Raw genomic sequence first — 26,410 nt, forward strand, 5'->3', positions numbered from 1 at the left:
GGCGGAGACCATGCCCCCTACCGATTTCACCTCGATGCCCTGCCCCGTGGCCCGCTCCATGGCCGTGCTGGGCGAACGTTGGGCCATCCTTGTGCTGCGCGAGGCCTTCTACGGCAGCACGCGCTTCGACGAGTTCGAACGCAACCTTGGCATCGCCCCCAACATCCTCAGCGCGCGCCTGAAGACGCTGGTGGCGCACGGGCTGCTGGCCCGCGTCACGCCCGAGGGCGGCGCTCGCCACGTCTACCAGCTGACCGACAAGGGTCGCGACTTCTTCCCGGCCTATGTCGCGCTCAAGGCCTGGGCCGACCGCTGGATGATCGATGAAAAAGGTCCGCTGACGCTGCTGCAGGACCGCCGCACCGGCGCCGAGATTGCCGAGCCGGCGCTGGCGCGCGCCGACGGCAGCGCGATCACGCTGGACGACGTGCGCGTCTTGCCCGGCCCGGGCGCCGGCCGCTTCCTGCGGCAGCGCTTTGGGGAGGCCGAGACCGCTGGCGAGCAAGGGGAGGCCCGCCATGACTGACACGCGCGCATTGCCTGCGGGCGCCCTGCCCGCCGAGGCGGTGCCGGCCACTGAAATTGCGCGCCGCATCGGCAAGCTGGCCGGGCCGACCGCGCTGATCGCCGTGCTGCAGGCCTCGGCCCAGCTGATCGAAACCTGGCTGGCCGCGCGCCAGGGCACGGCGGCGCTGGCCGGCTGGGCGGTGGTGCTGCCGTTTGCGCTGCTGCTGCAGCAGATGTCGACCGGGGCCATGGGCGGCGGCGTGGTCGCGGCCATCGCCCGCGCGCTCGGCGCCAACAAGCGCGAGGAAGCGTCATCGCTGGTGATGCACGCGCTGCTGATCGCAGTGACCGCCGGACTGGCCTTTGCGGTGGTGCTGGCGGGCTTCCCGCGCGGCGTGCTGGGCGCGGTGGCCGGCGCCACGGCGGCGGAGGCCGCTGCCAACTATGCGATCTGGCTGTTCGGTGCCGGCGCGATTCCGGCGTGGCTGGCCAATACGCTGGCCTCGGTGCTGCGCGGCGGCGGCCGCCATGCGCTGGCCGCACGCGTGCTGGCGCTGATGTGGATCGCCTTCCCGGTGCTGTCGTGGCTGCTGGCCGAGCCCGCCGGCATGGGGCTGGCCGGCATCGGCGCCGCGCTGGCGGCGGTGTCGTGGGCCGCGGCGCTGGCCATGGCGATCGTGGTGGCGCGCGGCGGCGCTGGCTTCGTGCCGGTGCTGCGGGTACGGCCGTCGTGGGAGTTGTTCGCGCGCATCCTGTCGGTGGGGCTGGTGGCATGCGCGCTGGCCTCGGTGGCCAACCTGACCACCATCCTGGTCACCGCGCAACTGCGCCACCACGGCACCGCGGCAGTGGCGGCCTATGGCATCTCGGCGCGGCTGGAATTCCTGATGATCCCGCTGGCCTTTGGCGTGGGCTCGGCGCTGACCGCGCTGGTCGGCCGCGCCGTGGGCGCAGGCGACTGGCATACCGCGCGCCGCACGGCATGGGTCGGCGCGTTCCTGGCGCTGGTCATCGCCGGCACCGCCGGCATTGCCGTGGGCCTGGCGCCGGTGCGCTTTGCCAGCCTGTTCACCCATGACGCCGAAGTGATCGCCATCGCCGCGCGCGCCCTGTCATGGGTAGGGCCGGCCTTCGGCGGCTTCGGCCTGGGGATGGCGCTGTACTTTGCCTCGATGGGCGCAGGCCGCATGCGCTGGCCGGTGGCCGCGGGGCTGTGCCGGATCGCGCTGGCGGTAGGCGGCGGCTGGCTGCTGGCCAACGTGTTCGGGATGGGGCTGGACGGACACTTCCTGGGGGTGGCGCTGGGGATTACGGCCTATGGCGTGGTCACGGCACTGGGGGTGCGGCAAGGGGAATGGTCGGCGCGGTAAGTGCCATGCGGCTGGCAGGCGCCAGCCGCCCCTGCTACCGCCTCAACACCTTCGCATCCCCCTGCATCCCCGCATCGCGCACATCCTGCGGCACCGACGGCCAGCCGCCGCCGAGCGACTTGTACAACGCCGCAGTGCCGGTCAGCACGTCCACCTGCCCCTGCACCGCCGACAGCTGCGCGGCGAACAGCTTCTCCTGCGCCGTGGTCACCTCCAGGTAGCTGGAATAGCCGCCTTCGTAGCGCGCGCTCGACTGGTCGGCATAGACCACCAGGCTCTTCTCCTGCTGGCGCAGGCTCACCAGGCGGTTGCGTGTCTCGATGCCGTTGGAAAGGGCACTGTTGACGTCGGCCAGCGCCGCCAGCACGGTGCCCTGGTAGGCCAGCATGGCCTGCTCGCGCTGTGCCGATGCAGTCTGCACCTGGCCGCGGATGGCGCCGCCCTGGAAGATCGGCTGGGTCAGCCCCGCGCCGAAGCCCCATACCTGAGAGGCGCTGTGCCACAGCCCCGCCGGCGAGCTGGCGATGGCGCCGAACAGGCCACTCAGGTTGACGGCCGGCAAGTAGAGAGCCTGTGCCGCGCCCAGCTGCGCGTTGGCGGCAATGGCGGACTGCTCGGCCTGCAGCACGTCCGGCCGGCGCGACAGCAGCGCGGCTGGCAGGTCCGCACCCACCGGCGGCGGCTGCAGTTCATTGACCGGCTTGCCGCGCTCGATCGGCCCCGGCTCGCGGCCCAGCAGCACCGACAGCGCGTTCTCGGTCTGCGCGATGCCGCTGCGCAGCACCGGGATCGTCGCCTCGGTCACATAGAAATCGTTCTCTGCCTGCGACAGCTCAACCTGTGAGATGACCCCGCCCTCATAGCGCTGCCGGAAGATATCCAGCCCAGCCCCGCGCGCCTTCAGCGTCTGCTGCGCGATCTCCAGCTGCGCGTCCAGCCCGCGCAGCGTGGCATAGCCCTGCACCACCGATGCCGCCAGTGACAGCACCACGCCACGGCGCGCGTACTCGGCGTTCCACAGGCTGGCCTCGGCGGACTCCGCCTGGCGCCGGATGCGGCCCCACAGGTCGATCTCCCAGCTGGCATTGGCGAGCAGCTGGTAGGAATTGCGCGGGCCATCGAGCGACGCGAACGGCGTGCCGTTGAAGGTGCCGGCGCGCTGGCGCGTGGCCGCCGCCGACAGGTTCACCTGGGGGAAGAATCCCGAGCGCACCACCATCAGCTGGCCGCGGAACTCATCGATGCGGGCCGCGGCAATGCGCACGTCGTAGCTGTTGCGCAGCGCCGTCTCGACCAGCGTGTTCAGCACCGGGTCGTCGAAGCTGTCCCACCAGGCGCTGTCCGCGGCAACGGACAGCACGCCGGTGTCGATGCGGTACTCGGCCGGCTCGGGCGTGGCCGGGCGCTCGTAGTTGGGGCCGATGGCGCAGCCGCCCAGCGCCGCGGCCAGGCAGGCACCGGCCAGCTGGTGGCGTGCGCTCATGACGGTTCTCCGGCCGGTGGCGTGGTGGGCGCGGCCCCGGCCTTGGGCTTCGGCTTGCGCTCGGACATCACCTCCAGCCCCCAGAAGAACATCGGGATGAAGAACAGCGCAATCACCGTGGCGCCGAGCATCCCGCCGATCACGCCGGTGCCCAGCGACTGTCGGCTGGCCGCCGACGCGCCGCTTGCGATCGCCAGCGGCACGCAGCCGAGGATAAAGGCGAGCGAGGTCATGATGATCGGGCGCAGGCGCAGCTTGGCCGCATGCAAGGCGGCATCGTAGGCACTGAGGCCTTCCTTGTGCCGGATTTCCACCGCGAACTCGAAGATCAGGATGGCATTCTTCGCCGCCAGCGCAATCAGCACCGTCAGCCCGATCTGGAAGTAGACGTCGTTCTGCATGCCGCGCAACAGGATGGCAACCAGTGCACCGAACAGCGCGAACGGTACCGCCAGCAGGACACCGAACGGCAGCGACCATTTTTCGTACTGCGCCGCGAGGATCAGGAACACCATCAGCAAGGCAAAGGCAAAGACCATCGCTGCCGTCGATCCGGCGGTCTTCTCCTCGTACGCCTGTCCGCTCCAGGCAAAACTGTAGCCCTGGCCAAGCACTTCCCGCGCCACGTCCTCCATGGCCGCAAGCGCCTGGCCAGAGCTGTAGCCTGGCGCGGCATCGCCCATGATCTTGGCGGCCGGGAAATTGTTGAAGCGGGTCATGATATCGGCGCCCGGGACATACCGGGATGTCGTCACCGCCTTGATCGGCACCATTTCGCCGTTGCGGTTGCGCACGTAGACCTTGTCGAGATCCTCCGGACGCGAGCGGTAGTCGGCCTCGGCCTGCAGGATCACCTGGAACAGCCGGCTGTTCTTCGGGAACTGGCTGACGAAGAGCGAACCGAACATGGTCTGCAGCGCGGAATAGACCTGCTCGACGGGCACGCCCTGGGTTTCGGAGCGTTCGCGATCCACCTCCACCAGCAACTGGCGCGAGCGCGTGTTGATGGTGGAATTGATCCCGGTCAGCTCTGGCCGCTGCCGCGCCTTGGCGATAAAGGCATGCACCCGCTCCTCCAGTTGCTGGTAGGTGCCGTCCGCCGTGCTCTGGAGCCAGAACTCAAAACCACCGGTCGTTCCCAGGCCCGGGATCGAGGGCGGGTTGATCGGAATGGTCACACCGTCCTGGTAGCTCGCAAACTCCTTCTTCGCCTTGACGATCAGATCCGCCGCGCTCTCGCCCTCCTTGCGGTCATGGAAGCCCTTCAGCGTGATGAACAAGGTGGAAGCATTGGCCTTGTTCTGCGAATCGATCAGGCTGTACCCGTCCACGGACGCCACCGAGCTGACGCCGGGCTGCTTGGCGTACCAGGCCTCGGCACGGGAGGAGAGATTGCCGGTGCGGTCCAGGCTGGCCGCATCCGGCATCACCACGGCACCGAACAGATAGCCCTGGTCCTCCACCGGCAGGAACGACGACGGTATCCGCACGAACATCAGCACGCTCACCCCGATCATGACAAGGATGATGACGATGGAGATCACCGTCCGCCTGATCACGAGCTGCAGCGACTTGTCGTACCCCTGGATCATGCGATCGAACGAATTGTTGAACCACTGGAAGAAGCGGTTCTTCTTGTGCTCGCCGGGCTTGAGCAGGATTGCCGCAAGCGCCGGGGACAGTGTCAGTGCCACCACTCCGGACAGCACCACCGACACCGCGATGGTGACGGCAAACTGCTTGTAGAGCTGGCCGGTAATGCCGGACAGGAACGCCACCGGGATGAATACCGCCAGCAGCACCAGCACGATCGCAACCACGGGGCCGCTCACCTCGTCCATGGCACGCTTGGCCGCCTCCTTTGGCGGCAGCTTGAACTCCACCATGTTGCGCTCGACGTTCTCGATCACCACGATCGCGTCGTCAACCACAATGCCGATGGCCAGCACCATCCCGAACAAGGTCAGCATGTTGACCGAGAAGCCGAACATGCTCATGCCGACGAAGGCGCCGATGATCGACACCGGCACGGCAAGGATCGGCACGATGGTTGCGCGCAGGCTCTGCAGGAACAGGTAGACGACCAGAATCACGAGGATCACCGCATCGCGCAGCGTGTGCACCACCTCGTTGATCGATTCGTTCACAAACTCGGTGGTGTCGAGCGCGACCTCATATTCCAGCCCCGGCGGGAACGACTTCTTCAGTTCCGCCAGCGTGCTGCGCACCTGCTTGGCCACGTCCAGCGCATTGGCGCCCGGCTGCTGGTAGACCGCCAGCAGCGTGGCGGTCTTGCCCTTGTAGCGGCTGCGCAGCGAATAGTCCTTGATGCCTAGCTCGGCCCTGCCGATGTCCTTGAGCCGCACCAGCGCGGCGTCGCCCGACTGCGCGCGCAGGATCATGTTCTCGAACTCGGCGGGCTCGGTCATCTGGCCCTTGGTCGCAATCGGGAACGTCTGCAGGACTGTGCCCGTGGTCGGCGACTGCCCGATACGGCCGGCGGAGAACTGTTGGTTCTGCGCGCTGACAGCGTTCTTGACGTCTTCCGTGGTAATGCCCAGCGACGCCATCCGGTCCGGCCGCAGCCAGATCCGCATGGCGTAGTCCGGATTGCCGAAGATCGCCGACTGGTTGGCGCCGGGAATGCGCTTGAGCGCATCCAGCACATAGATGTTGGCGTAGTTGCCGACAAAGGTCTGGTCGTAGCTGTTGTCCGGCGAGAAGATGGCGATCACCATCATGAACGCGGACGAGCGCTTCTGCACGGAAACGCCCTGGGCCGTGACCGCTTCAGGCAGGGTCGGCAGCGCCAGGTTGACGCGGTTCTGCACGTCTACCTGCGCCAGTTGCGGATCGGTTCCGATCTCGAAATACACCGTCAAGGTCAGGTCACCCGTCGAGGAACTCGTCGAGTTCATGTACATCATCCGGTCCGCGCCGTTGACCTGCTGCTCGATCGGCGCCGCGACGTTCTGCGCGACCACTTCCGCGCTGGCTCCGGGGTATCGAGTCGTCACCGTGATCGACGGCGGCGTGACGTCCGGGAACTGGGCAATCGGCAGTTTGGTCAGCGCGACCAGGCCACCCACCACGATGATGATCGACAGAACCGACGCAAAGATGGGCCGGTCGATAAAGAAGTGGGCAAGCTTCATGGCTTGCTCCCTGCGCTCTCCGTGCCCCTGGCCTGGGCGGGCGATGACGCGCCTGGCGCACCTGGCGCGCTGGCGGCGGCCGCACCTGCCGCGGGCTTCTGTCCGGGAACAGCCTCGACGGCCTTGACCGGCGCGTCGGGCGTCAGCCGCAGCCCGCCGCTGACGACCACGCGCTCGCCGGCCTTCAGGCCGGAGCGGATAACCCAGTTGTCACCGGTCCACTGGCCCACGTCGACCACGCGCTGCTGGGCCTTGTTGTCCGCGCCGACCACCCACACCATCTGCCCGCGCGGGCCCTGGATGACGGCTTCCTGCGGCACCGCCACGGCCTTGGTGCGCTCGGCGCCATGCAGCTTCACGCGCACGAACTGGCCGGGGCGCAGCGTGCCATCCGGGTTGGCAACCTCGGCGCGGATCATATAGGTGCCGGTCTCGGCACTGAACGAGGCATCGGCAAAGGTGATCTTGCCGTGATGCGGGAACTGGCTGCCATCGGCCATCACGATCACCACGTCAAAGGCGCCCTTGGGCGGGAACTTGAGCGCGCCGGATTCCTGCTCCGAGCGTGACAACAGCACCTCGTTCTCGGACAGGCTGAAGTTGACCCACATCGGGTCGAGCTTGGCCACGTAGGTCAGCAGGCTGTTCGACGGATCGATATAGCTGCCGGCCTGCTTCTTGGCAAAGCTCGACACGCCGGTGACCGGTGACTTGATCGTGGTATAGCCCAGGTTCAGCCTGGCATTAGTGACATTGGCCCGGGCCCCCTCCACCGCGGCCGCGGCGGCCTGCTGCTTGCCAACGGCGTCGTCCAGGTCGCGCTGGCTCAGCGCATTGCGCTCGGCCAGCGGGCGCACCCGCGCCAGGTCGGCATTGGCGGTCTTGAGCCGCGCCACCTGCTGCGCCATTTCGGCGTTGGCCGCATCCAGCGCCGCGGCGAACGGCTTGGGATCCATCAGGAACATGGTCTCGCCGGCCTTGACCACCGCGCCCTCGGTATAGACGCGCCGGTCCAGGAAGCCATTGACGCGCGCGCGGATCTCTACCTGCTGCGAGCTCTGGGTCTGGCCGACGAAGTCATAGACGATCGGCACATCGCGCAGCGCCACCGTCATCGTGCCAACCTCGGCCGCGGGCGGTGCACTGGGCGCCGGTTTGTCCTTGCCGCAGGCGGCCAGCGTCATCGCGCAGACCAGCCAGAGCGCGCCGCGCCAATGGAAAGCAGTGTTCACGGATCCCTCTCCCGCCATGGTTATGCACGCGATTGCCGCGCGCGCACGCCGGCGACCTTCCGTCGTGCCGGACCGGTGGCCGCACTCGCCTCTTTACCGGCAGGGTAAGGCTCGGCCCTGCGGGCGCCAATTCAATTCTTTTGTAGGCGTCTTTACTGCTTTCGACTTGCTTTCGCCCGCACCCGCGCAGTTGCCCGCGCGGGCTGCCAGGGCCCTGGCTCAGCGGCGGAAGCCGCCATGGAAGCCGCCGCCGCGGAAACCACCGGCACGGCCGCCAAAGCCGCCACCACCGCCGCGCCCCTGCCATTGCTGGGCCGTGCCCTGGAAGCGCTGCTGGCCTACCTCGCGCGCCTGGCGCTGCTGCTCCAGGCGTGTGGTGGCGTCGTTGCCGGACTGCACCGGCTGCCAGCCGCTGGGGGTGTGCTTCTGCCAGCCGTCGTCGGTGTGCTGGTACACCGAGCCGTCGTGGCCGGCATACACGTTGCCGTTGTTCCACACCACCGCATTGTTCTTGTCCGGATTGGCGACAAAACCACGGCTGCCGGCAGTGTGCTGGCCGGTCTGCGTATTGCCGGCAATGCCCGCTTCGGCCGCGCCGACGCGGCCGGTCTGCGCGTTGTAGCCCGCCGCCTGGCGGCCGGCGGCATAGTTGCCGGTGTAGGTGTTGCCGGCCACGCCGCCGCGCGCCGCGCCCTCGCGCCGGGTCGACGGATTGGCGAACGAGCCCTGGCGGCCCGCCGCATAGTTGCCGGAATAGGGATTGAACGCCGCACCGCGGCTGCCCTGGTAGCGCGCCCCGGTGGCCGGGTTGTAGCCGGCGCCGGCGGTGCCGCGCCATTCGGTGCCGGTCCAGGCGTTCCAGCCCTGGGCGTGGGTCACGGTGCCCTGGCCCCAGCGGCCGTAGAAATTGGCCTGGTTCACGTTGACGTAGTTCCAGTTGTACGCCCCGCCCCACCAATAAGGGCCCCAGTACGGCGACGCCGCCCCCCAGAACGCGCCCGCGGCGACGCCGAAGGCAAAGCCCTCGGCCATGCCGATGCCAAAGCCGGCGCCGTAGCCATAGGTGGCCGGGTAGCCGTAGTAGACCGCGCCCACATAGGGCGGATAGACATAGCCGGTGCCGTACACGACCGTGCCGTCGGCGCTGACCACCACGCCCATATAGCCAGGGGTGTAGCCCACCACCACGGTCTCCGGCGCGACCGAGTAGATGCGCACGTAGGTCACGTAGTAGACCGGCGAAGTCGGCGGGATGGTGTAGATCGCCGACGGCACCTCGGTGGCCACATGCCACGGGCCGGACGGCGCCGGCGCCGTGAACCAGACGCCGTTGGCGACCGCGTAGTAGTGGCTGCTGTCGACCTCGATCACCGGGGTGCCGCTGTTGACCGCGTAGCTGAGCGAAGTGCCGGTGATCGGCGTGAAGCGCGGCGCGCCGTCATACTCCACCGCCAGGCTGGCCTTGCTGCGCGACACCGTGGCGGTCTGCGGGATGGCCGCGGCGATCTCGGCCTCACGTGCCTGCGGCGTGCCGGGCACCGAGACCAGCACATTGGCCTTGGGGTCGGTCGCCGGGATTCTGGCGAAGTCTGCCGGCAGCTGGCTGCCGGGCACGTACTCCCACGGCCCGGTCAGCATCGGCGCGCGGAACCAGCGGCCCGAGACCAGCACGTAATACTGGTTGGCGGCCGGATCGACAAAGACCGCATGGTCGGCGTTTGACATCGTCAGCAGGCCGACGCCGCTGACCGGCGTCATCTGCGGCGCGCCGCTGGTCATGACCAGCTCGGTCGGCTGCGTGGCAAAGAGAATCGCCGGCGCCCTGGCCGGCCGCTTGCCGTCGGCCGGCAGCATCGAATCGGGCTTCATGCCGGCCGCCGCCTTGGTGGCCGCGCTCTCCAGCGCCTTGGGCACGGTCGTCATCACTTCCCAGGCGCCGCCGGCCGATTCGGAGCGATACCAGTAGCCGGCCGCCTTCAGGTGCAGCTCGCCACCGGATTCGCGCAGCAGCAGCGCGCGGCTGTTCAGCGCCCGTTCGTACTGCGTGCCCGGCACGGCGCGCCAGGCCGGCTCGCCGTCGACCAGCACCAGCAGTGTCGGCGTGGTGGCAAAAAGGATCTGGGGCACGTCGTTGCGCACCGCCACGCGGCCAGCCTTGGCCAGTTGCTGCGATACCGCGTAGCTGGCCTGCAGCTGGTCCAGCGGCACCGTCAGCCCGTTGGCCGGCAGGCGCGACACCAGCGCCTGGCGCACCCGGTCGGCGGCGTCGGGCCGGGTCGGGACTTCGACGCTGTCCACCGTGATCCGGGTCAGCTGCACCAGCCCGGAGGGCTTGTCGATATCGCCGGTGGCCGAGAAATGCACCACACCGTAGGTCGGCGAACCCGATTTCTCGCCCACCGCCACCGCCGCGCGCCCGGACAGCCGGTTGCCGTCCCAGGTCTCGATCTGGGGCTGGTACAGCTCCACATGATCGGTGGCGGCGTCAAAATTGCGCGGCCAACTCAGGGCAGCCGCGGTTGGCCTGGACGGCGTGGCGGCCTGCGGGCTGAGCGGGGCGAATGCAAGCCACGCCGCGGCGATCAGGGCGCTGGTCTGCTTCAGGCGAAAAGACATGGGTTTCTCCGGGAGGAAGCTGCCTGCGCCGGCGGGCCGGCACCGCGGGCACGATGCTGCACAACAGGCGGCCCATCCCGCGAATCTAAATTAGGCCGCAAAGGCGAACAATCTGATTTGAAAACATTCAGGATCTGCCAGAAAAAAGACAGATCAGCCGGCCTCGACAGCGGCCTTCGTACAAGAAGGAGTCGGGGCGGCGCGCCGCCATGTCAAGCCGCGACGCGCCGTTGCGACACGCGCAGGCGAGGCGGGTGTGCATCTTGCTTGGCCTGATGCCACCCCATCGCCCCTTGAAGCCGCCCCCCGCGGCCTCATCTTGAAAGACTCCCCCCTGGCCCCGCCCTCATGCCTCCACGCACCACCATCCTGACCGCCGCCCTCGTGACAGCCCTGCTGCACGGCTATATCGGGCTGCGCCTGCTGCCGGCGATGCCGGTGCCGATGGCGGTCAAGGCATTGGCCGTCGCCTGGCTGACCCTGTCCTGCGCCCTGCTGCCGGCCGGGCTGCTGGCGCGGCGCGTCAGCCAGCCCTGGTCGGACCTGGTTTCGTGGATCGGCATGCTGGCAATGGGATTCTTCTCATCCCTGCTGGTGCTGACGCTGGTACGCGACGTGGCACTGGCCGCCGCCTGGCCGGCGGAACGGCTCCTCGGCTGGCACGCGCCCGGCCTGTCCGCGGGCAGTGCCGCGGCGGTGCCGCTGCTGGCGCTGCTGGTCACGCTGGCCGGCTATATCAATGCCCGCCGGCTGGCACGCGTGGTCGAAGTCGACGTGCCCGTGGCCGGCCTGCCTGACGCCCTGCACGGTTTCACCATCGCCCAGATCAGCGATATCCATGTCGGGCCCACCATCAAGCGGCCCTACCTCGACCGCATCGTCGACCGCGTCAACAGCCTGCAGGCCGACGCCGTCGCCATCACCGGCGACCTGGTCGACGGCACCGTGCGCGAACTGTCCGCCCACACCGCGCCGCTGGCCCGGCTGCAGGCGCGCCACGGCACCTACTTCGTCACCGGCAACCATGAGTACTACTCCGGCGCGGAACCGTGGATCATTGAGCTGCGCCGCCTGGGCGTGCGCGTGCTGATGAACGAACACGTGGTGCTGCAGCACGACGGCGACGCGCTGGTACTCGGCGGCGTGACCGACTACTCCGCCGGCCGCTTCCACGAAAGCCACCGCAGCGACCCGCACCGCGCCATCGCCGGCGCCCCGGCACACGCCGGCGCGCGCGTGCTGCTGGCCCACCAGCCACGCACCGCTGCCGCCGCGGCGGAAGCAGGTTTCGACCTGCAGTTGTCCGGCCATACCCACGGCGGCCAGTTCTGGCCGTGGAACCTGTTCGTGCCGATGCAGCAGCCATACACCGCCGGACTGGTGCGGCATGGCTCGCTGTGGATTTATATCAGCCGTGGCACCGGGTATTGGGGGCCGCCGAAGCGGTTTGGGGCGCCGTCGGAGATTACGCGGGTGAGGCTGGTGAAAGCGGGCTAAGAGATTGCCGTAGAAGGCCGAAGAATAGTCGCAGGCATGGTGCAGCAAAAAGCCCCGACTCAAATTGAGCGGGGCTTTTTGTTTTGGCGACGGTCAGTGCTGCTTTCCTTGCAAGTCCATCGCACTGAATGCCTTTTGTGCAAAGTCTGTGATTTGTCGTTTGCACGAAAGCGCGAACGACGAATTAACTCCGCTACACAACGCTCACCGCACAATCGGCTTATACCGAATCCGCTTGGGCTTGGCCCCTTCCTCACCCAGCCGCCGCTTCTTGTCCGCCTCATATTCCTGGTAGTTGCCCGGGAAGAACTCCACATGCGAGTCCCCCTCGAACGCCAGGATATGCGTAGCAATCCGGTCCAGGAACCAGCGATCGTGCGAGATCACCATCACGCAGCCCGCGAATTCCAGCAGCGCGTCTTCCAGCGCCCGCAGCGTTTCCACGTCAAGGTCGTTGGACGGCTCATCCAGCAGCAGCACATTGCCGCCGGCGATCAGGGTCTTGGCCATGTGCAGGCGGCCGCGTTCGCCGCCCGACAGCGTGCCGACCTGCTTCTGCTGGTCGCCACCCTTGAAGTTGAAGCGGCCTATATAGGCGCGCGACGGCGTTTCGTACCTGCCCACCGTCAGGATGTCGGAGCCGCCCGAGATCTCTTCGAACACGGTCTTGGTGCCGTCGAGCGCGTCGCGGCTCTGGTCGACAAAGGCCATCTTCACGGTCGGCCCGATCTTGATCTCGCCGCTGTCGGGCTGTTCCTTGCCGGTCAGCATGCGGAAGAAGGTCGACTTGCCGGCGCCGTTCGGGCCGATGATGCCGACGATGGCGCCCGGCGGCACCTTGAAGCTGAGGTTGTCGATCAGCAGGCGGTCGCCGTAGCCCTTGCTCACGCCTTCGAACTCGATCACCTCGTTGCCCAGGCGCTCACCCACCGGGATGAAGATTTCCTGGGTTTCGTTGCGCTTCTGGTAGTCCTGGCTGTTGAGCTCGTCAAAGCGGGCCAGACGTGCCTTGGACTTGGCCTGGCGGCCCTTCGGGTTCTGGCGCACCCACTCCAGTTCCTTGTGCAGCGCCTTCTGGCGGGCCGATTCGCTGGCCTCTTCCTGCTTCAGGCGCGCTTCCTTCTGGTCCAGCCACGAGCTGTAGTTGCCCTTCCAGGGAATGCCCTGGCCGCGGTCCAGTTCCAGGATCCATTCGGCAGCGTTGTCGAGGAAGTAGCGGTCGTGGGTCACGGCCACCACGGTGCCCGGGAAGCGCGTCAGGAATTGTTCCAGCCATTCCACCGATTCCGCATCCAGGTGGTTGGTCGGCTCGTCCAGCAGCAGCATGTCGGGGCGCGACAGCAAGAGGCGGCACAGCGCCACGCGGCGCTTTTCACCGCCGGAGAGATGCTCGATCCTGGCGTCCCACGGCGGCAGGCGCAGCGCGTCGGCGGCGATTTCCAGCTGCAGTTCGACGTTGTTGCCATCGCTGGCGGCCAGGATGGCTTCGTACTTGGCCTGGTCGGCGGCCAGCGCGTCGAAGTCGGCGTCCGGCTCGGCATAGGCCGCGTAGATCTCGTCAAGCTTCTTGCGCGCCTCGAACACGCCGCCCAGCGCCTCTTCCACCGACTCGCGCACGGTCTGCTCGGGGTTGAGCTGCGGTTCCTGCGGCAGGTAGCCGATGTTCAGGTTGGGCATCGGCGTGGCTTCGCCCTCGATTTCCTTGTCGAGGCCGGCCATGATCTTGAGTACCGTGGACTTTCCCGAGCCGTTCAGGCCCAGCACGCCGATCTTGGCGCCGGGGAAGAACGACAGCGAGATGTCCTTCAGGATGTGACGCTTGGGCGGGACGATCTTGCCCACGCGGTTCATGGTGAAAACGTACTGTGCCATGGGTGCGTGTTGGAGGGTTGTTCGGGAATGGCGGGAGTGTATCAGGCAGGCGCGGCGCGCTGAGGCGCTCCTGCTCGATTCCGCCCTGGCCGGTACAATGACAGGTTCGATTTTTCGCCGATTTCCCGAGCCATCGCCATGAGCAAACCCGCCCTGACCCTGAAGTTCAAGTGCAAGAAGTGCACCAAACCCGTCACGCTGTACCTGCAGAAGACGTCGGCCTGCTCGCACATCACCCCGTACCAGGGCTTCTGCAAGTGCGGCGAGATGATGCGCCACGCCACCGGCGACAAGGACGCAGTCGAGTCCTTCGTCAACTCGCTGGACAACAGCTGGATGCACCACCATCACCACCACCACTGAGCAGGCCACTGCCGTGAGTGAAATCTGGCGCCCCGCCGGCAAGGACCCGACGCGCTTCCTGGGCGGCTACCCGCCCGGCGTGCTGGAGCAGGTGCGCGAGCTGATCGCCGCCGGCCGGCTCGGGGACCATATCGCCCGGCGCTACCCCGGGCGCCATACCGTGCAGACCGACCGCGCGCTGTACGAGTACACCACGGACATCAAGCAGGAGTATCTGCGCAGCGCGCCGCCGCTGCACAAGGTCGGCTTCGATGCGCGCCTCGATTCGGCCCAGCGTGCGCTGGGCCTGCACACCGCGATCTCGCGCGTGCAGGGCGGCAAGCTCAAGGCAAAGAAGGAAATCCGCGTGGCGTCGCTATTCAAAGAGGCGCCGCCGGAATTCCTGCGCATGATCGTCGTGCACGAGCTCGCCCACCTGAAGCAGAGCGATCACGACAAGGCCTTCTACCGGCTCTGTGAACACATGGAGCCGCGCTACCACCAGCTGGAATTCGACACCCGCCTGTGGCTGGCGTGGCGCGAACTGGACAAGGCGGGGACGGCGGCCGCCCCCGCCCCGGCAATTACTCAGTCGCAGGCGTAGCGCGAGCTGCCGTCCAGGTTGGCCGGCATCACCAGCGTGCGCAGGTTCGCTGCCCTGGCCGCGGCACACAGCGCATTGCGCTGGGACACGGTCTTGTACCTCGACTTGTACTCAATGTTGAAGACCGCCTTGCCCTGGCCGGTGAACGCCGAATAGGCGCCGCACTCCTGGTACTGGAAACACTGCTCGTTGACGGCGAAATCAAAGTCCGCCGCCAGCTGCCCGACCTGGTCGATATCATTTTTCAGGCCGATGGCAAGGCCGCGCGCATGCGCCTCGGTCGCCAGGAAGCGGTTGTAGTCCAGCTGCGTGTCGGCCGTCAGCGGCAGACCCGTGCTGTTGGTATAGCCGTCGACATTGTCCGCATCCACGCCATCGCAGCGCTTGGACACGGCCAGGTTCATGCGCGCCTGCATGATCCGGCGCACGTTGGCCGAGCGCGTATCCACCCAGCGCTCGCCGGCCCAGCCTGACAGCGGGCTGCCCAGATCGCTCGCGGTGAACTGGCTGTAGTCTGGACGCCAGTCTTCCGCGCTGCCGGCCGAGAAATAGCAGACCACGCGCTGGCCCTTGGCGTGCAGCGCGTCGATGGTGGCCTGCGGCGTGTCGAACAGGTCGAAGTTGTACATCACGACCGGGTAGCTGGTATTGAGCTTGCCGGTGAGCTGGATCTGCCAGGTGTCGGTGATCGCGGGCATCCAGCGCGTGGTTGTGCTGGTGACAGTGGTAGCCGTGGTGCCGTACTTTGTGGCTTCCGTTGCCGTTGCTGCGGCCGGCGACGCCATCTCCGTCGCGTCCCCGTCCCCGCCGCAGCCGCCCAGCGCCATTGACAGCGCAACAGACAGCATGGCCCCCGCCATGGCTGCATATTTGCCGTGCATGATTTCCCCCTTCCTTGTCGTAAACCCCGTTGAAAAGCAATCGGCCCATGTTGTCCCCGCCCTGCAGCGGCGGGCCTGCCGCTGTGGTTTATGCAATGTAGCGGATTGGTACCATGGTTTGGAATGCCCATGCGCCCGTTGTTCGTGCGGCGCAACACATGATGCGCTTGACGCAACGCTGAGGCGCTATGTATAAAGAGCGCGTGGGTAGAAGCGGTCGATTGGACAGCAGCGGTGCAATGCCGCGAGGTTCAACTGGAGATTGCTCACTGACGGAGTGTTTCGTCGGTGGCGCAGTGGTCCAACAGCTCCCCTGACAAAGACTCCCGATAGCAGCATGCAAGGCCGGCCCCGCGGCGTTGTTCGCGCACGCCCGCCGCATGCGTGTCCAACCTAGTCATTGTTAGGGGATCTCCCATGATCATCGACACCAGCTGTTATCCGACCAACCTGGTGGACCTGGCCTGGCGCCACGACGGCGACCCATTCACCGGCGAGCGCCTGATCCAGATGATGGACGGCCCGTTCACCATCAACGGCAAGCCGCGCCGCATCGACAAAGCCTTTATCCAGCCCCCGCAGGGCAATACCATCTACACCTACACCGACGGCGTGAAGTCGGGCAGCGAGTCCATTGACGCGTACATGGCCTACACCGCGGAGATGGTGAAGAAGTACCCGGAGCGCTTTATCGGCTGCTTCGTCTACAACCCGCGCTGCGGCGTCGAGAACGGCGTCAACGCCATGGAGCACTACGTCAGGAAGCTGGGCTTCAAGATGGTCCAGTTCCAGGCCAACATGCATGCCTACCGCCCGGACCGCGCCCTCGACTGGCTGCGCCCGGCGCTGAAGAAATGCGCCGAGCTGGGCGTGCTGGTAAAGCTGCATACCGGCGACGGCCCCTACAGCATCCCGACCGAATGGGTGCCGATGATGAAGGAGTTCCCGACGGTGAACTTCATCATGGCCCACTTCGGCGTGCAGACCGGCGGCGTGTATTGCTTCGAGCCGTTCCAGATGGCCATGGACATGCCCAACGTGTACTGCGAATCGGGCTGGTGCCTGCAGTCGCGCATCGTCGAGTTCGCCAAGGTGCTGCCCAGGCACAAGATCCTGTTCGGTTCCGACACCCCGCCCAACGAGCCCGGCATGTGGCTGCGCCTGCTGGAAGTGCTGTGCTTCGAGCCGCCCCAGGGCCTGAACCTGGATGAAGACACGCTGGAGGACTACCTCGGCAACAACGTCGCCCGGATGATCGGCCTGGAGCCGACGCCGGTCCCGCGCACGCTCGAAGAAGCGAAAGCGCGCCTGGCCGCGTAAGCGCACACAAGCCCGCGCCACCGACAACGGACTCCGGAGCACACAACATGATTATCGATACCCATCTGCACCCGACCAATCTCGTCGACGAAGCCTGGCGCCACACCGGCGAGCCCTTCAACGGCGAGCGCATGCTCAAGATGATGGACGGCCCCTACATGATCAACGGCAAGCCGCGCCGCATCGACATGGGCTTTATCCAGCCGCCCCCGGGCAACACCGGCTACCGCGACGGCAACCGCCGCGGACGCGAAGGCATCCGCGACTACATGGCCTACATCGCGGAGCTCTGCCAGAAGTATCCCGACCGCTTTATCGGCAACTTCACCTTCAACCCGCGCTGGGGCCCGGAAGAAGGCGCGCAGGAGCTGGAATTCCACGTCAAGGAATATGGCTTCAAGATGCTCAAGCTGCATGCCAACATGCACGGCTACCGCCCCGACCGCGCGCTGGACTGGCTGCGCCCGGCGATGAAGGTCTGTGCCAAGTACAACGTGGTGGTGCTGATCCACACCGGCGACGGCCCGTACACGATCCCGACGATGTTCTACCCGATCATCCGCGAGTTCCCGATGGTCAATTTCATCATCGGCCACTTCGGCATCCAGACCGGCGGCAACTACTCGTTCGAGGCCTTCTGGATGGCGATGGACACGCCCAACGTGTATTGCGAATCGGGCTGGTGCTTTCAGTCGCGCATCGTCGAGTTCGCGCGCCAGCTGCCGCGCGACAAGATCGTGTTCGGCACCGACACCCCGCCCAACGAGCCCGGCATGTGGCTGCGCGAGCTGGAGATGCTGTGCGGCCCCGCGCCGCAGGGCATGGACCTGGACGAGGACGGGCTGGAGGACTACATGGGCAACAACATCGCCCGGCTGGTCGGCATCGAGACCACGGCGCCGCCCAAGACGCAGCAAGAGGCACTGGCGCGGCTGAAGGATACGTACGCCAGCACGCGCTGACGTGTAGTCGCTAGCCGCTAGCTGTTCGGCAGGCAGGCACGGCACGGCGGCCGGGAGCATTCCCGGCCGCCGGGGCAGCCTTCGCCCTGGCCAACCCTGACCACAGGAGCCGATCCATGAACTCACCCTCAGCGCCCTTCGCCTCAGCGGCATCGGCGCGCAAGCCCTTCCACGACACCTCGCAGGACTTCCACCAGTTCCTGGCCGCCTACCGCGAGGCCTTTCCCGAAGACGTGCTGCATATCCGCGAGCCGGTCGGCGCCGACCAGGACCCGACCGCGCTGGTGTGGGCGCTGGCCGCGCAGGGCCGCCATCCGGCCTTGCTGTTCGACCATGTCGAAGGACTGGGCACGTCGCTGGCAACCAACCTCTTTGCCTCGCGCGAGCGCGTGGGGCGCATGCTGGGCGGCGTGCCGCCCGCCGGCATCCATGCCGAATACCAGGCCCGCAGCCGCCGCATGGTGGCGCCGCGCGTGCTGGACAGCGGTGCCGTCACCGGCCATGTCGAGACTGAACCTATCGACCTGCGCACGATCCCGGCGATCAAGCACTTCGCCACCGACCGCGGCCCCTACATCACCAACGCGATCCTGATCGCGGAAGACCCCGACACCGGCATCGGCAACGCCAGCTACCACCGCTCGATGCTGCACTCGCCGACCGAGATCGCCACCAGCCTGCATTCGCGCGGGCACCTGTGGCGAATGCAGCAGCGCGCCACCGAACTGGGCCGGCCGCTGCCGGTGGCCATGGTGATCGGCGCGCATCCGCTGTTCATGCTGGCCGGCGCCGCGCGGCTGCCGTTCGGCGTGGACGAGCGCCACGTTGCCGGCGGCCTGTTCGGCGCGCCGCTGGAAGTGGTACGCACGCCGCGCCACGGCATCCTGGTGCCGGCGCATGCCGAGATCGTGCTTGAAGGCGTGATCGATCCCGACGCGCGCGTCGAGGAAGGCCCCTTCGGTGAATTCACCGGCTACTCGTCGGACCGCTCGACCAACAACCTGCTGCGCGTGGAAAGCGTGATGCGCCGCACGGATGCATGGCTGGTCGACGTGGTCGGCGGCAACTCGGCCGAACACCTGAACCTGGGCCGCATCCCGCGCGAATCGGAGATGGTCGAAAAGCTCAGGGAGCGCTTCCCCGGCGTCACCGCCGTGCACTACCCCAGCTCCGGCACGCACTTCCACGCCTACGTGGCGCTGCGCCAGAGCCGCCCCGGCGAGGCGCGCCAGGTGATGCTGGGCCTGCTCGGCTGGGATCCCTACCTCAAGACCGTAGTCGCGGTGGATGAGGACGTCGACATCACCCGCGATGCAGAGGTGCTGTGGGCAATGGCCACGCACCTGCAACCGCACCTGGATGTGGTGATGGTCGACGGACTGCCTGGCAGCGCACTCGACCCCTCGGCATCGGGTGCGGGCACCACGTCACGCATGGGGCTGGACGCCACGCGCGGACCTGCCTTCGACGGTATCCGCGCGCGCATCGACCCTGCCGCGATGGCGCGCGCGGCAGCACTGCTGAAGCGGCTGGAACGTGCGGGTTCCCATATGCCGTAAGGGATAACCCGCTGGAAACGGCGGATTCATCGTTTAACCCGATCGATAAATCCGCCGCACACGTTGTACCCTCCCGCCGCCGCTGTCATGCTGGATTGACAAGACAGGACAGGCGCGGGCTTCGCACGAGAGGATGGCACGACCATCCCACAGAGGAAACGCCGGCGACCTTGGCGACACGTTAGCGCAATGCGCGACCGGCGTGGTACCGACCAAAGGAGACAGCATGAACCCCACCCTGCCTACGCAAGGGAATGCCCCCGCGCATCCCGTCGACGAGGTCCTGCCCCCGCCCCGCCTGCTGGCCCTTGGCCTGCAGCACGTGCTGGTGATGTATGCCGGCGCCATTGCCGTGCCGATGATCATCGGCGGCGCCCTCAAACTGCCCAAGGACCAGGTGGCCTTCCTGATCGCCGCGGACCTGTTCTGCTGCGGCCTGGTGACGATGATCCAGAGCATCGGCATCTGGAAGATCGGCATCCGCCTGCCGGTGATGATGGGCGTCACCTTCACCGCGATCGCGCCGATCATCGCCACCGGCTCCAATCCGTCGCTGGGCCTGCCGGCCGTGTTCGGCGCGGTGATGGTGGCGGGCATCTTCACCTACATGGCCGCGCCCTATGTCGGCAAGATGGTGCGCTGGTTCCCGCCGGTAGTGACTGGCACCGTGGTGCTGGTGATCGGCGTCTCGCTGATGCGCGTCGGCATCAACTGGGCGGCGGGCGGCAACCCGACCATCAACACGGCGGCCGGTCCCGTGCCCAATCCCAACTTCGGCCTGCCGGTGAACATCGCCATCGCCACCGCGGTGCTGTGCACAGTGCTGGCACTGGTGGCCTTTGCCAGGGGTTTCCTGTGCAACGTGGCGGTGCTGATCGGCATTGCGGTGGGCTTCGGGATCGCGCTGTCGCTGGGCAAGGTCAACTTCGAAGGCCTGCACAACGCGCACTGGGTGGAACTCATCACGCCCTTCCACTTCGGCTGGCCCACCTTCGATGCCATGACCGCGGTCACCCTGTGCGTGGTGATGATCGTGATCATGATCGAGGGGGTGGGCCAGTTCCTGGCGCTGGGCGAGATCGTGGGCCGCCCGGTGGGCTGCGACGACCTCGCGCGCGGCCTGCGTGCCGACGGCGTGGGCGCACTGGTGGGGGCGGTGTTCAACACCTTCACCTACACCTCGTACGCGCAGAACGTGGGGCTGGTGCAGGTCACCGGCGTGCGCAGCCGCTGGGTCTGCGCCACCGCCGGCGGCATCCTGATCGTGCTGGGCTGCCTGCCCAAGCTGGCCTTCTTTGCCGCATCGATCCCGCAATACGTGCTGGGCGGCGCCGCGCTGGTGATGTTCGGCATGGTGGCCGCCACCGGCGTGCGCATCCTCGGCCATGTGGACTTTGTCGAGAACAAGAAGAACGCCTATGTCGTCGCCGTCAGCGTGGCGCTGGGCATGATCCCGCTGGTGTCGGACAAGTTCTTCGCGCAGATGCCGGAGCTGCTGGCCAAGTTCTGCCAGAACGGCATCCTGCTCGGCACGCTGACCGCGGTGCTGCTGAACCTGCTGTTCAACGCCCGCTCGCCGGTCCCCCAGGCCCACGGGCTGGCGAAGGAGCCGGCATGACGTAGTTAGGCTGCGTCGGCCAGTTTGGCGCGATAGCGCATCAGCAGATCGCGGAAGGCCTGGGCCGGCGGTGACAGCGACCGGTCCGCGTGCACCAGCAGCGAGATCTCGCGGTGGATCACCGGATCGGTCGGCATCACCGTGGCCAGCCCCAGCGCGGAAGTCAGCCGCGTGACCGCCGCGCTCATCACCGCGATGCCCAGCCCGGCATCCACCATGCCCACCATGGTCAGCGGCAGGAACACCTCGTGCACCCGCTGCAGCGAAATGCCGCGCGCGGCCAGCGCGGTATCCAGGCAGTCGCGGATCGGGTTGCCCTTGTGCGGCCCGATCACGGGCAGGCCCGCCACGTCTTCCCAGCGCAGCGTCTTGCGCCGCCGCAGCGGATGATGCGCCGGCATCACGATCACGAAGGGATCGGACATCAGCCGGTGCGCGCTCAGCTCGGGCTGGCCCTCGGGGATGGTGCCGATGCCGAAATCCACCTCGCCCGAGCTGACCATCTTGGTCACCTCATGCTCGGACACGTCGTGCAGTTCCACCTTCACGCCGGGATGGCTCACGCAGAACTCGCGGATCACGCGCGGCAGCATCAGCGCCGCCTGGATCGACGAGGCCGAGATCGACACGCGCCCGCGCCCCAGCGTGCGCAGCTCGCTGGAGTTCTCGATCACGCTGTCGATATCGGCCACCGCCTTCTTCACCAGCGGCAGCAGCTCCGCGCCCGCCTGCGTGATGTGCAGCTGGCGCGTGTGGCGGTCAAACAGCTTCAGGCCGAGGTTGCCTTCCAGTTCATGGATCAGCGCGCTGACCGATGACTGCGACAGGTCCAGCTTCTCGGCCGCGCGGGTGAAGTGGCGCTCCTGCGCCACGGCGATGAACGCACGCAGCTGGCGCAGCGACACGTTCATGTTGCTGATGTTGGGCACGTTGTCTGCCTCCGGAATGTCGGGGTGCGCTCTTGCTTTGCCAGGTTTGGCCGGCGCGTCTGATTCAGAGGGTAACACGATCAATTAATCCGTTTCCGGGCCTTTACCGATGAAGGCCATCCGCCCATGATGACTTCAACGGTGCGGCCCCACACGACAGGCAAGACGCCGCCGATGGCACAGACCAGGAGGAGCAATGAGAGCGTTTGAATATTTCGAACCGGCAACGCTGGCGGAAGCCTCGGCCATGCTGCACCGGTGCGGCGGCAAGGCCAGCGTGCTGGCCGGCGGCACGGACCTGCTGGTCCAGATCAAGGAGTCCGTGCGCAAGCCCGAGCAGGTGATCAACATCAAGAAGATCCCCGGCATGGACGTGCTGACGTTCGACCCCGTCAACGGCCTGCGCATCGGCGCGCTGGTGACCACGCGCGCGGTGGAGACCTCAGGCTTCGTGCAGCGCCACTACGCCAGCCTGGCGAAAGCCGTGACGGACTTCGCCTCGATCCAGGTGCGCCATCGCGCCACGGTGGTGGGCAACGTCTGCCGCGCGTCGCCGTCGGCCGATTCGATCGCGCCGCTGGTGGCGGATGGTGCTTCGGTGCACCTGTATGGCCTGTCCGGCTCGCGCGAGCTGCGCGTGGAGGACTTCGTCACCGGCGTTGGCAAGACCGCCATCGCGCCGGACGAGATCGTCACCCGCATCACCGTGCCGGCGCCGCGCCCCCACACCGGCAAGGTCTTCCTCAAGCATGGCCGCCGCGTGCAGATGGAACTGGCCACCGTCGGCGTGGCGGTATCGCTGACGGTCGAGAACGGCTACTGCGCCGAGGTCGGCATCGTGCTCGCAGCGGTCGGCCCCACCCCGGTACGCGCCGTGCGTGCCGAACAGGTGTTGCGCGGCCAGCGCGTGACGGACGCGCTGATCCTGCAGGCCGCGCACGCTGCCATGGGCGAAGCGCGCCCCATCAGCGACGTGCGCGCCAGCGAAGCGTACCGGCGGCAGATGGTCAGCGTGCTGACCCGCCGCGCCCTGGAACAAGCCCTGGAGGCCGCAACATGCGAAAGATAATTGAACTCGTCATCAACGGCGAACCGCGCGAACTGGCGGTGGAACCGCACGGCACGCTGCTCGACGCCCTGCGCAACGACGCGTGCCTGACCGGCACCAAGAAGGGCTGCGACGTGGGCGAATGCGGTTTGTGCACCGTCATCATGGACGGCCAGCCGATGAATTCCTGCCTGGTGCTGGCGCCCGAAGCGCACGGCTGCCACATCACCACCATCGAAGGCGTTCAGCCCACGCCCGACACCGTGCACCCGATCCAGGAGCAGTTCATGCAGTGCGGCGCCGCGCAGTGCGGCTTCTGCACGCCGGGCTTCGTGGTGATGGCCAAGGCGCTGCTGGATGAGAACCCGCGTCCCACGCGCGACGAAATCCGCTTTGCCATTGCCGGCAATATCTGCCGCTGCACCGGCTACACCAAGATCATCGAGGCCATCGAGAGAACCGCCGAGGCCATGGACTTCGCGGGCTGCAAGACCCGCGCCAGCGAGGAGGCATGATGACCCACGCCGTGATCGGACACAGCGTCAAGCGCACCGACCTGCTCGACAAGGTCACCGGAAACGCCAGATACGTTGCCGACATGCCCTTCCCCGGCCTGCTGTTCGGCAAGATGAAGCGCTGCAACGTCGCGCACGCGAGAATCCGCCGCATCGACACCGCGCGTGCGCTGGCATTGCCGGGCGTCAAGGCCGTGCTGACCCATGAGAACGTGCCGCGCGTGCTGCACGCCGGCTCGCCCCACCCGCGCTCCGCCTCGGTGACCTGCGACCAGTACATCCTGGACGACAAGGTGCGCTACTGGGGCGAAGGCGTGGCTGCGGTGGCCGCCATCAGCGAAGAGATCGCCGAGCGCGCGGTCGAGCTGATCGAAGTCGAATATGAAACGCTGCCCGCCGTCTTCACCACCGAGGACGCCGAGCGCTCCGATGCCCCGCGCATCCACGACCGCGAACCCGGCGGCAACCTGGTACTGCCGCCGGTGATCATCAAGCGCGGCGACGTGGAAGCGGGCTTTGCCGAGGCGGACTTCATCCTCGAAGGCATCTACGAAGGCGGCCGCCCCACCCCCGCCTACATGGAGCCCAACGTCTGCACCACCAGCTGGGACGGCAACGGCAACCTGACGGTGTGGATCTCCACCCAGACCGCCTTCATGGTGCGCGGCATCATGGCCGAGGTGCTAGGCCTGCCGCTGCACAAGGTGCGCGTGCTGGTCGACCACATGGGCGGCGGCTTCGGCGCCAAGCAGGACCTGTTCCAGCAGGAGTTCCTGTGCGCGCTGCTGGCGCGCGAGACGCGCCGACCGGTGCGCATGGAATACACGCGCGAGGAAACCTTCCTCGGCGGCCGCACGCGCCATCCGGCCAGGATCTGGCTCAAGCAGGGCTTCCGCAACGACGGCACCATCACCGCGCGCCAGGCCAAAGTGGTGTTCAACTCCGGCGCCTATGGCTCGCATGGCCCGGGCGTAACCAATGTCGGCACCGCCGCCATGGTCTCGCTGTACCGCTGCGACAACGTCCTGCTGGAAGGCCGCTGCGTCTACACCAACAGCCCCATCGCCGGCGCCTTCCGCGGCTATGGCGTGGTGCAGACCTATTACGCGCTCGACGTGCAGATGGACGAGGCCGCCGAACACCTGGGCCTGGACCCCGCCGGGCTGAAGCTGAAGAACGCCGTGCGCGAAGGCGACATTGCACCGTCCAACCATCCGCTGATCGGGCACGGCCTGGAGGCCTGCATCGAGAAGGGCATGGAACTTGTCGACTGGCCCGCGCTGCGTCGCCGCCCGCGCGACACTAGCGGCCCGATCCGCACCGGCTGGGGCCTGGGCTGCGAGATGCACGGCAGCAGCGCCTATCCCGGCATCAAGGAACAAGGCAACGCCATCATCAAGATGAATGAGGATGGGACCGTGGTGCTGCTGACCGGCGCGGCCGGGCTGGGTACCGGTGCGCATACCGCCCTCGCGCAGATCGTGGCAGAAGAACTGACCCTGCCGTTCGAAGCGGTGGCGGTCGTGCACGGCGATACCGACGTCGTGCCCTGGGACATCGGCGCCTTTGCCAGCCACACCACCTATATGGTCGGCAAGGCCGCGCAGATGGCGGCGGGCGAGATCAAGCGCCAGCTGTTCGATCGCGCCGCGAAGCTGATGGAATGCGAGCCTGAGGCCCTGACGCTCACCGCCGGCGTGATCGCCGTGCGCGACCGCGACGGCCCGACCCTGACCGTGCGCGAGGCCGTGATGCCGCGCAAGGGCATCCCCGCCGCGCAGCTGGTGGGTACCGCCACCTATCACCCGACCAAGTCGTATTCATTCGCCGCGCATTTTGTCGAGGTGGCGGTCGATACCGAAACCGGCTTCATCACCGTGCAGCAGGTGGTGCCAGTGCATGACGTCGGCAAGGTGATCCACCCGGTCGCGGCCGCGGGGCAGATCGAAGGCGGCATCCAGCAAGGCATCGGCCATACGCTGTATGAGGACTACCAGATCGACATGCGCACCGGGCGCTCGCTCAACGCCAACTTCGTCGACTACAAGATGCCGCTGGCGATGGACATGCCGCCCATCCACACGGTGATCCTGGAAGCGGCCCCCGACCCCGGCGGCCCGTTCGGCGCCAAGGGCGTGGGCGAGGACCCGATCGTCGCGATCGGGCCGGCGATTGCCAATGCGGTGTTCGATGCCGTCGGCGTGCGCTTTCGGCACTACCCGATCAAGCCGGAGCAAGTGCTGCAGGCACTGGCGGAGAAGGCAGCGAAGGAAGGCGCCGCCTCATGACCCGCAAGCAACGCCTGGTGGTCGCCATCACCGGCGCCAGCGGCGCGGTGTACGGCGTGCGCATCCTGCGGGCACTGTCGACGCTGGACGGCTGGGAGACCCACCTGGTCTGCTCGCCGTCCGGCCTACTGACCGCGCACCATGAACTGGGCCTGCAGCGCCCGCAGATCGAAGCCATGGCCGACGTGGTGCACAACGTGCGCGATATCGGCGCCACCATCGCCAGCGGCTCGTTCCGCTGCGATGGCATGGTGGTGGCGCCGTGTTCCATGCGCACGCTGGCCGCTATCGCCACCGGGCTTGCCGACAACCTCGTCACCCGCGCCGCCGACGTGATGCTCAAGGAGCGCCGCCGGCTGGTGCTGCTGGCGCGCGAGACGCCCTTCCACCTGGTGCACCTGCGCAACATGACCACGGTGACCGAGATGGGCGCCATCGTGCTGCCGCCGGTGCCGGCCTTCTACACACATCCGCAGTCAGTGGACGACATCGTCAACCACACCGTGGGGCGCGTGCTGGACCTGTTCGACGTGCCGCACGACGGGTTGGTGGAACGCTGGGAAGGCTTGCGCCCCAACGTCGCTACCGCCTGAAGGGAACAAGAGAACTTTC

The 26,410-nt window shown here is 67.3% G+C and carries 20 protein-coding genes; 13 read left to right on the plus strand and 7 right to left on the minus strand.

The genetic code is table 11. The annotated features are described in order from the left end of the window. The first annotated feature begins 10 nt into the window (after positions 1 to 10). Together AC1Q7H_RS15925 and AC1Q7H_RS15930 are read left to right on the plus strand one after the other, a co-directional pair. Positions 11 to 526 (plus strand): winged helix-turn-helix transcriptional regulator, encoded by a 516-nt coding sequence (locus tag AC1Q7H_RS15925; protein WP_013958146.1) that lies wholly within the window; start codon positions 11 to 13, stop codon positions 524 to 526. Further along, positions 519 to 1,877, plus strand: a complete 1,359-nt coding sequence (locus AC1Q7H_RS15930; RefSeq protein WP_153955453.1) for an MATE family efflux transporter — start codon at positions 519 to 521, stop codon at positions 1,875 to 1,877. The genes AC1Q7H_RS15925 and AC1Q7H_RS15930 overlap by 8 nt, the downstream gene beginning before the upstream one ends. A 34-nt stretch (positions 1,878 to 1,911) precedes the next feature. On the opposite strand, the gene AC1Q7H_RS15935 is transcribed toward AC1Q7H_RS15930, so the two are convergent. From AC1Q7H_RS15935 to AC1Q7H_RS15950, 4 genes are all read right to left on the minus strand, one after another. Then, entirely contained in the window at positions 1,912 to 3,360 is a 1,449-nt protein-coding gene (locus AC1Q7H_RS15935; RefSeq protein ID WP_211980349.1) for an efflux transporter outer membrane subunit, read from the minus strand. Next, on the minus strand, positions 3,357 to 6,515 hold the full coding sequence (locus tag AC1Q7H_RS15940) for an efflux RND transporter permease subunit (protein WP_153955451.1): 3,159 nt from the start codon (positions 6,513 to 6,515) through the stop codon (positions 3,357 to 3,359). Before AC1Q7H_RS15940 ends, AC1Q7H_RS15935 begins: the two co-directional genes overlap by 4 nt. Next, positions 6,512 to 7,747: an efflux RND transporter periplasmic adaptor subunit gene (locus AC1Q7H_RS15945; protein WP_211980350.1), complete on the minus strand. Its 1,236-nt coding sequence runs from the start codon at positions 7,745 to 7,747 to the stop codon at positions 6,512 to 6,514. The genes AC1Q7H_RS15940 and AC1Q7H_RS15945 overlap by 4 nt, the downstream gene beginning before the upstream one ends. Before the next feature lie 219 nt (positions 7,748 to 7,966). Further along, on the minus strand, positions 7,967 to 10,363 hold the full coding sequence (locus AC1Q7H_RS15950) for a carbohydrate-binding family V/XII (RefSeq protein WP_492381470.1): 2,397 nt from the start codon (positions 10,361 to 10,363) through the stop codon (positions 7,967 to 7,969). A 348-nt stretch (positions 10,364 to 10,711) separates the two neighbouring features. On the opposite strand from AC1Q7H_RS15950, the gene AC1Q7H_RS15955 reads away from it, so the two are divergent. Beyond that, complete coding sequence (locus AC1Q7H_RS15955) at positions 10,712 to 11,860, plus strand: metallophosphoesterase (protein WP_492381471.1); 1,149 nt, start codon at positions 10,712 to 10,714, stop codon at positions 11,858 to 11,860. 204 nt (positions 11,861 to 12,064) lie between these two features. On the opposite strand, the gene ettA is transcribed toward AC1Q7H_RS15955, so the two are convergent. Then, positions 12,065 to 13,732, minus strand: a complete 1,668-nt coding sequence (ettA, locus tag AC1Q7H_RS15960) for an energy-dependent translational throttle protein EttA (protein ID WP_013958153.1) — start codon at positions 13,730 to 13,732, stop codon at positions 12,065 to 12,067. A 138-nt stretch (positions 13,733 to 13,870) separates the two neighbouring features. Here ettA and AC1Q7H_RS15965 point away from each other — a divergent pair, with 138 nt between their 5' ends. Both AC1Q7H_RS15965 and AC1Q7H_RS15970 read left to right on the plus strand, forming a co-directional pair. Continuing rightward, positions 13,871 to 14,095, plus strand: a complete 225-nt coding sequence (locus AC1Q7H_RS15965) for a hypothetical protein (protein WP_010812270.1) — start codon at positions 13,871 to 13,873, stop codon at positions 14,093 to 14,095. A gap of 13 nt (positions 14,096 to 14,108) precedes the next feature. After that, positions 14,109 to 14,678 (plus strand): M48 family metallopeptidase, encoded by a 570-nt coding sequence (locus AC1Q7H_RS15970; RefSeq protein ID WP_211980352.1) that lies wholly within the window; start codon positions 14,109 to 14,111, stop codon positions 14,676 to 14,678. Here the strand turns inward: AC1Q7H_RS15970 and AC1Q7H_RS15975 are convergent. Beyond that, entirely contained in the window at positions 14,663 to 15,559 is an 897-nt protein-coding gene (locus AC1Q7H_RS15975) for an endo alpha-1,4 polygalactosaminidase (RefSeq protein WP_013958155.1), read from the minus strand. The genes AC1Q7H_RS15970 and AC1Q7H_RS15975 overlap by 16 nt on opposite strands. Before the next feature lie 417 nt (positions 15,560 to 15,976). On the opposite strand from AC1Q7H_RS15975, the gene AC1Q7H_RS15980 reads away from it, so the two are divergent. From AC1Q7H_RS15980 to AC1Q7H_RS15995, 4 genes are all read left to right on the plus strand, one after another. Continuing rightward, positions 15,977 to 16,879, plus strand: a complete 903-nt coding sequence (locus tag AC1Q7H_RS15980) for an amidohydrolase family protein (RefSeq protein WP_153955448.1) — start codon at positions 15,977 to 15,979, stop codon at positions 16,877 to 16,879. A 47-nt stretch (positions 16,880 to 16,926) separates the two neighbouring features. After that, positions 16,927 to 17,841, plus strand: a complete 915-nt coding sequence (locus tag AC1Q7H_RS15985) for an amidohydrolase family protein (RefSeq protein WP_153955447.1) — start codon at positions 16,927 to 16,929, stop codon at positions 17,839 to 17,841. 116 nt (positions 17,842 to 17,957) lie between these two features. Then, positions 17,958 to 19,400 carry a UbiD family decarboxylase gene (locus AC1Q7H_RS15990; RefSeq protein WP_153955446.1) on the plus strand — a complete coding sequence of 481 codons (1,443 nt, stop codon included), beginning with the start codon at positions 17,958 to 17,960 and terminating at the stop codon, positions 19,398 to 19,400. Between the two features lie 226 nt (positions 19,401 to 19,626). Next, positions 19,627 to 21,018: a nucleobase:cation symporter-2 family protein gene (locus tag AC1Q7H_RS15995; RefSeq protein WP_211980353.1), complete on the plus strand. Its 1,392-nt coding sequence runs from the start codon at positions 19,627 to 19,629 to the stop codon at positions 21,016 to 21,018. 5 nt (positions 21,019 to 21,023) lie between these two features. Here the strand turns inward: AC1Q7H_RS15995 and AC1Q7H_RS16000 are convergent, their stop codons facing one another. Next, positions 21,024 to 21,947, minus strand: a complete 924-nt coding sequence (locus tag AC1Q7H_RS16000; protein ID WP_475681369.1) for a LysR family transcriptional regulator — start codon at positions 21,945 to 21,947, stop codon at positions 21,024 to 21,026. A 196-nt stretch (positions 21,948 to 22,143) separates the two neighbouring features. On the opposite strand from AC1Q7H_RS16000, the gene AC1Q7H_RS16005 reads away from it, so the two are divergent. Genes AC1Q7H_RS16005 through AC1Q7H_RS16020 form a run of 4 tightly spaced genes read left to right on the plus strand, consistent with a single transcriptional unit; the run spans position 22,144 to position 26,391 of the window. Next, positions 22,144 to 23,016 carry an FAD binding domain-containing protein gene (locus AC1Q7H_RS16005; RefSeq protein ID WP_492378263.1) on the plus strand — a complete coding sequence of 291 codons (873 nt, stop codon included), beginning with the start codon at positions 22,144 to 22,146 and terminating at the stop codon, positions 23,014 to 23,016. Next, positions 23,004 to 23,510: a (2Fe-2S)-binding protein gene (locus AC1Q7H_RS16010; protein ID WP_492381472.1), complete on the plus strand. Its 507-nt coding sequence runs from the start codon at positions 23,004 to 23,006 to the stop codon at positions 23,508 to 23,510. The genes AC1Q7H_RS16005 and AC1Q7H_RS16010 overlap by 13 nt, the downstream gene beginning before the upstream one ends. Then, positions 23,510 to 25,798, plus strand: a complete 2,289-nt coding sequence (locus tag AC1Q7H_RS16015; protein ID WP_153955469.1) for a xanthine dehydrogenase family protein molybdopterin-binding subunit — start codon at positions 23,510 to 23,512, stop codon at positions 25,796 to 25,798. Before AC1Q7H_RS16010 ends, AC1Q7H_RS16015 begins: the two co-directional genes overlap by 1 nt. Beyond that, entirely contained in the window at positions 25,795 to 26,391 is a 597-nt protein-coding gene (locus tag AC1Q7H_RS16020) for a UbiX family flavin prenyltransferase (RefSeq protein ID WP_153955442.1), read from the plus strand. The genes AC1Q7H_RS16015 and AC1Q7H_RS16020 overlap by 4 nt, the downstream gene beginning before the upstream one ends. The last annotated feature ends 19 nt before the right edge of the window (positions 26,392 to 26,410 follow it).

The organism is Cupriavidus sp. GW823-FHT06D04 (assembly GCF_058795055.1).

Bases quoted from the DNA above. Each gene is read 5' to 3' on its own strand.
- AC1Q7H_RS15925 (WP_013958146.1), top strand. From the start codon at position 11: ATGCCCCCTACCGATTTCACCTCGATGCCCTGCCCCGTGGCCCGCTCC.
- AC1Q7H_RS15990 (WP_153955446.1), top strand. From the start codon at position 17,958: ATGAACTCACCCTCAGCGCCCTTCGCCTCAGCGGCATCGGCGCGCAAG.
- AC1Q7H_RS15975 (WP_013958155.1), bottom strand. From the start codon at position 15,559: ATGCACGGCAAATATGCAGCCATGGCGGGGGCCATGCTGTCTGTTGCG.
- AC1Q7H_RS15985 (WP_153955447.1), top strand. From the start codon at position 16,927: ATGATTATCGATACCCATCTGCACCCGACCAATCTCGTCGACGAAGCC.
- AC1Q7H_RS15955 (WP_492381471.1), top strand. From the start codon at position 10,712: ATGCCTCCACGCACCACCATCCTGACCGCCGCCCTCGTGACAGCCCTG.
- ettA (WP_013958153.1), bottom strand. From the start codon at position 13,732: ATGGCACAGTACGTTTTCACCATGAACCGCGTGGGCAAGATCGTCCCG.
- AC1Q7H_RS15950 (WP_492381470.1), bottom strand. From the start codon at position 10,363: ATGTCTTTTCGCCTGAAGCAGACCAGCGCCCTGATCGCCGCGGCGTGG.
- AC1Q7H_RS15965 (WP_010812270.1), top strand. From the start codon at position 13,871: ATGAGCAAACCCGCCCTGACCCTGAAGTTCAAGTGCAAGAAGTGCACC.
- AC1Q7H_RS15995 (WP_211980353.1), top strand. From the start codon at position 19,627: ATGAACCCCACCCTGCCTACGCAAGGGAATGCCCCCGCGCATCCCGTC.
- AC1Q7H_RS16010 (WP_492381472.1), top strand. From the start codon at position 23,004: ATGCGAAAGATAATTGAACTCGTCATCAACGGCGAACCGCGCGAACTG.
- AC1Q7H_RS15935 (WP_211980349.1), bottom strand. From the start codon at position 3,360: ATGAGCGCACGCCACCAGCTGGCCGGTGCCTGCCTGGCCGCGGCGCTG.
- AC1Q7H_RS16005 (WP_492378263.1), top strand. From the start codon at position 22,144: ATGAGAGCGTTTGAATATTTCGAACCGGCAACGCTGGCGGAAGCCTCG.
- AC1Q7H_RS16015 (WP_153955469.1), top strand. From the start codon at position 23,510: ATGACCCACGCCGTGATCGGACACAGCGTCAAGCGCACCGACCTGCTC.
- AC1Q7H_RS15980 (WP_153955448.1), top strand. From the start codon at position 15,977: ATGATCATCGACACCAGCTGTTATCCGACCAACCTGGTGGACCTGGCC.
- AC1Q7H_RS16020 (WP_153955442.1), top strand. From the start codon at position 25,795: ATGACCCGCAAGCAACGCCTGGTGGTCGCCATCACCGGCGCCAGCGGC.
- AC1Q7H_RS15940 (WP_153955451.1), bottom strand. From the start codon at position 6,515: ATGAAGCTTGCCCACTTCTTTATCGACCGGCCCATCTTTGCGTCGGTT.
- AC1Q7H_RS15930 (WP_153955453.1), top strand. From the start codon at position 519: ATGACTGACACGCGCGCATTGCCTGCGGGCGCCCTGCCCGCCGAGGCG.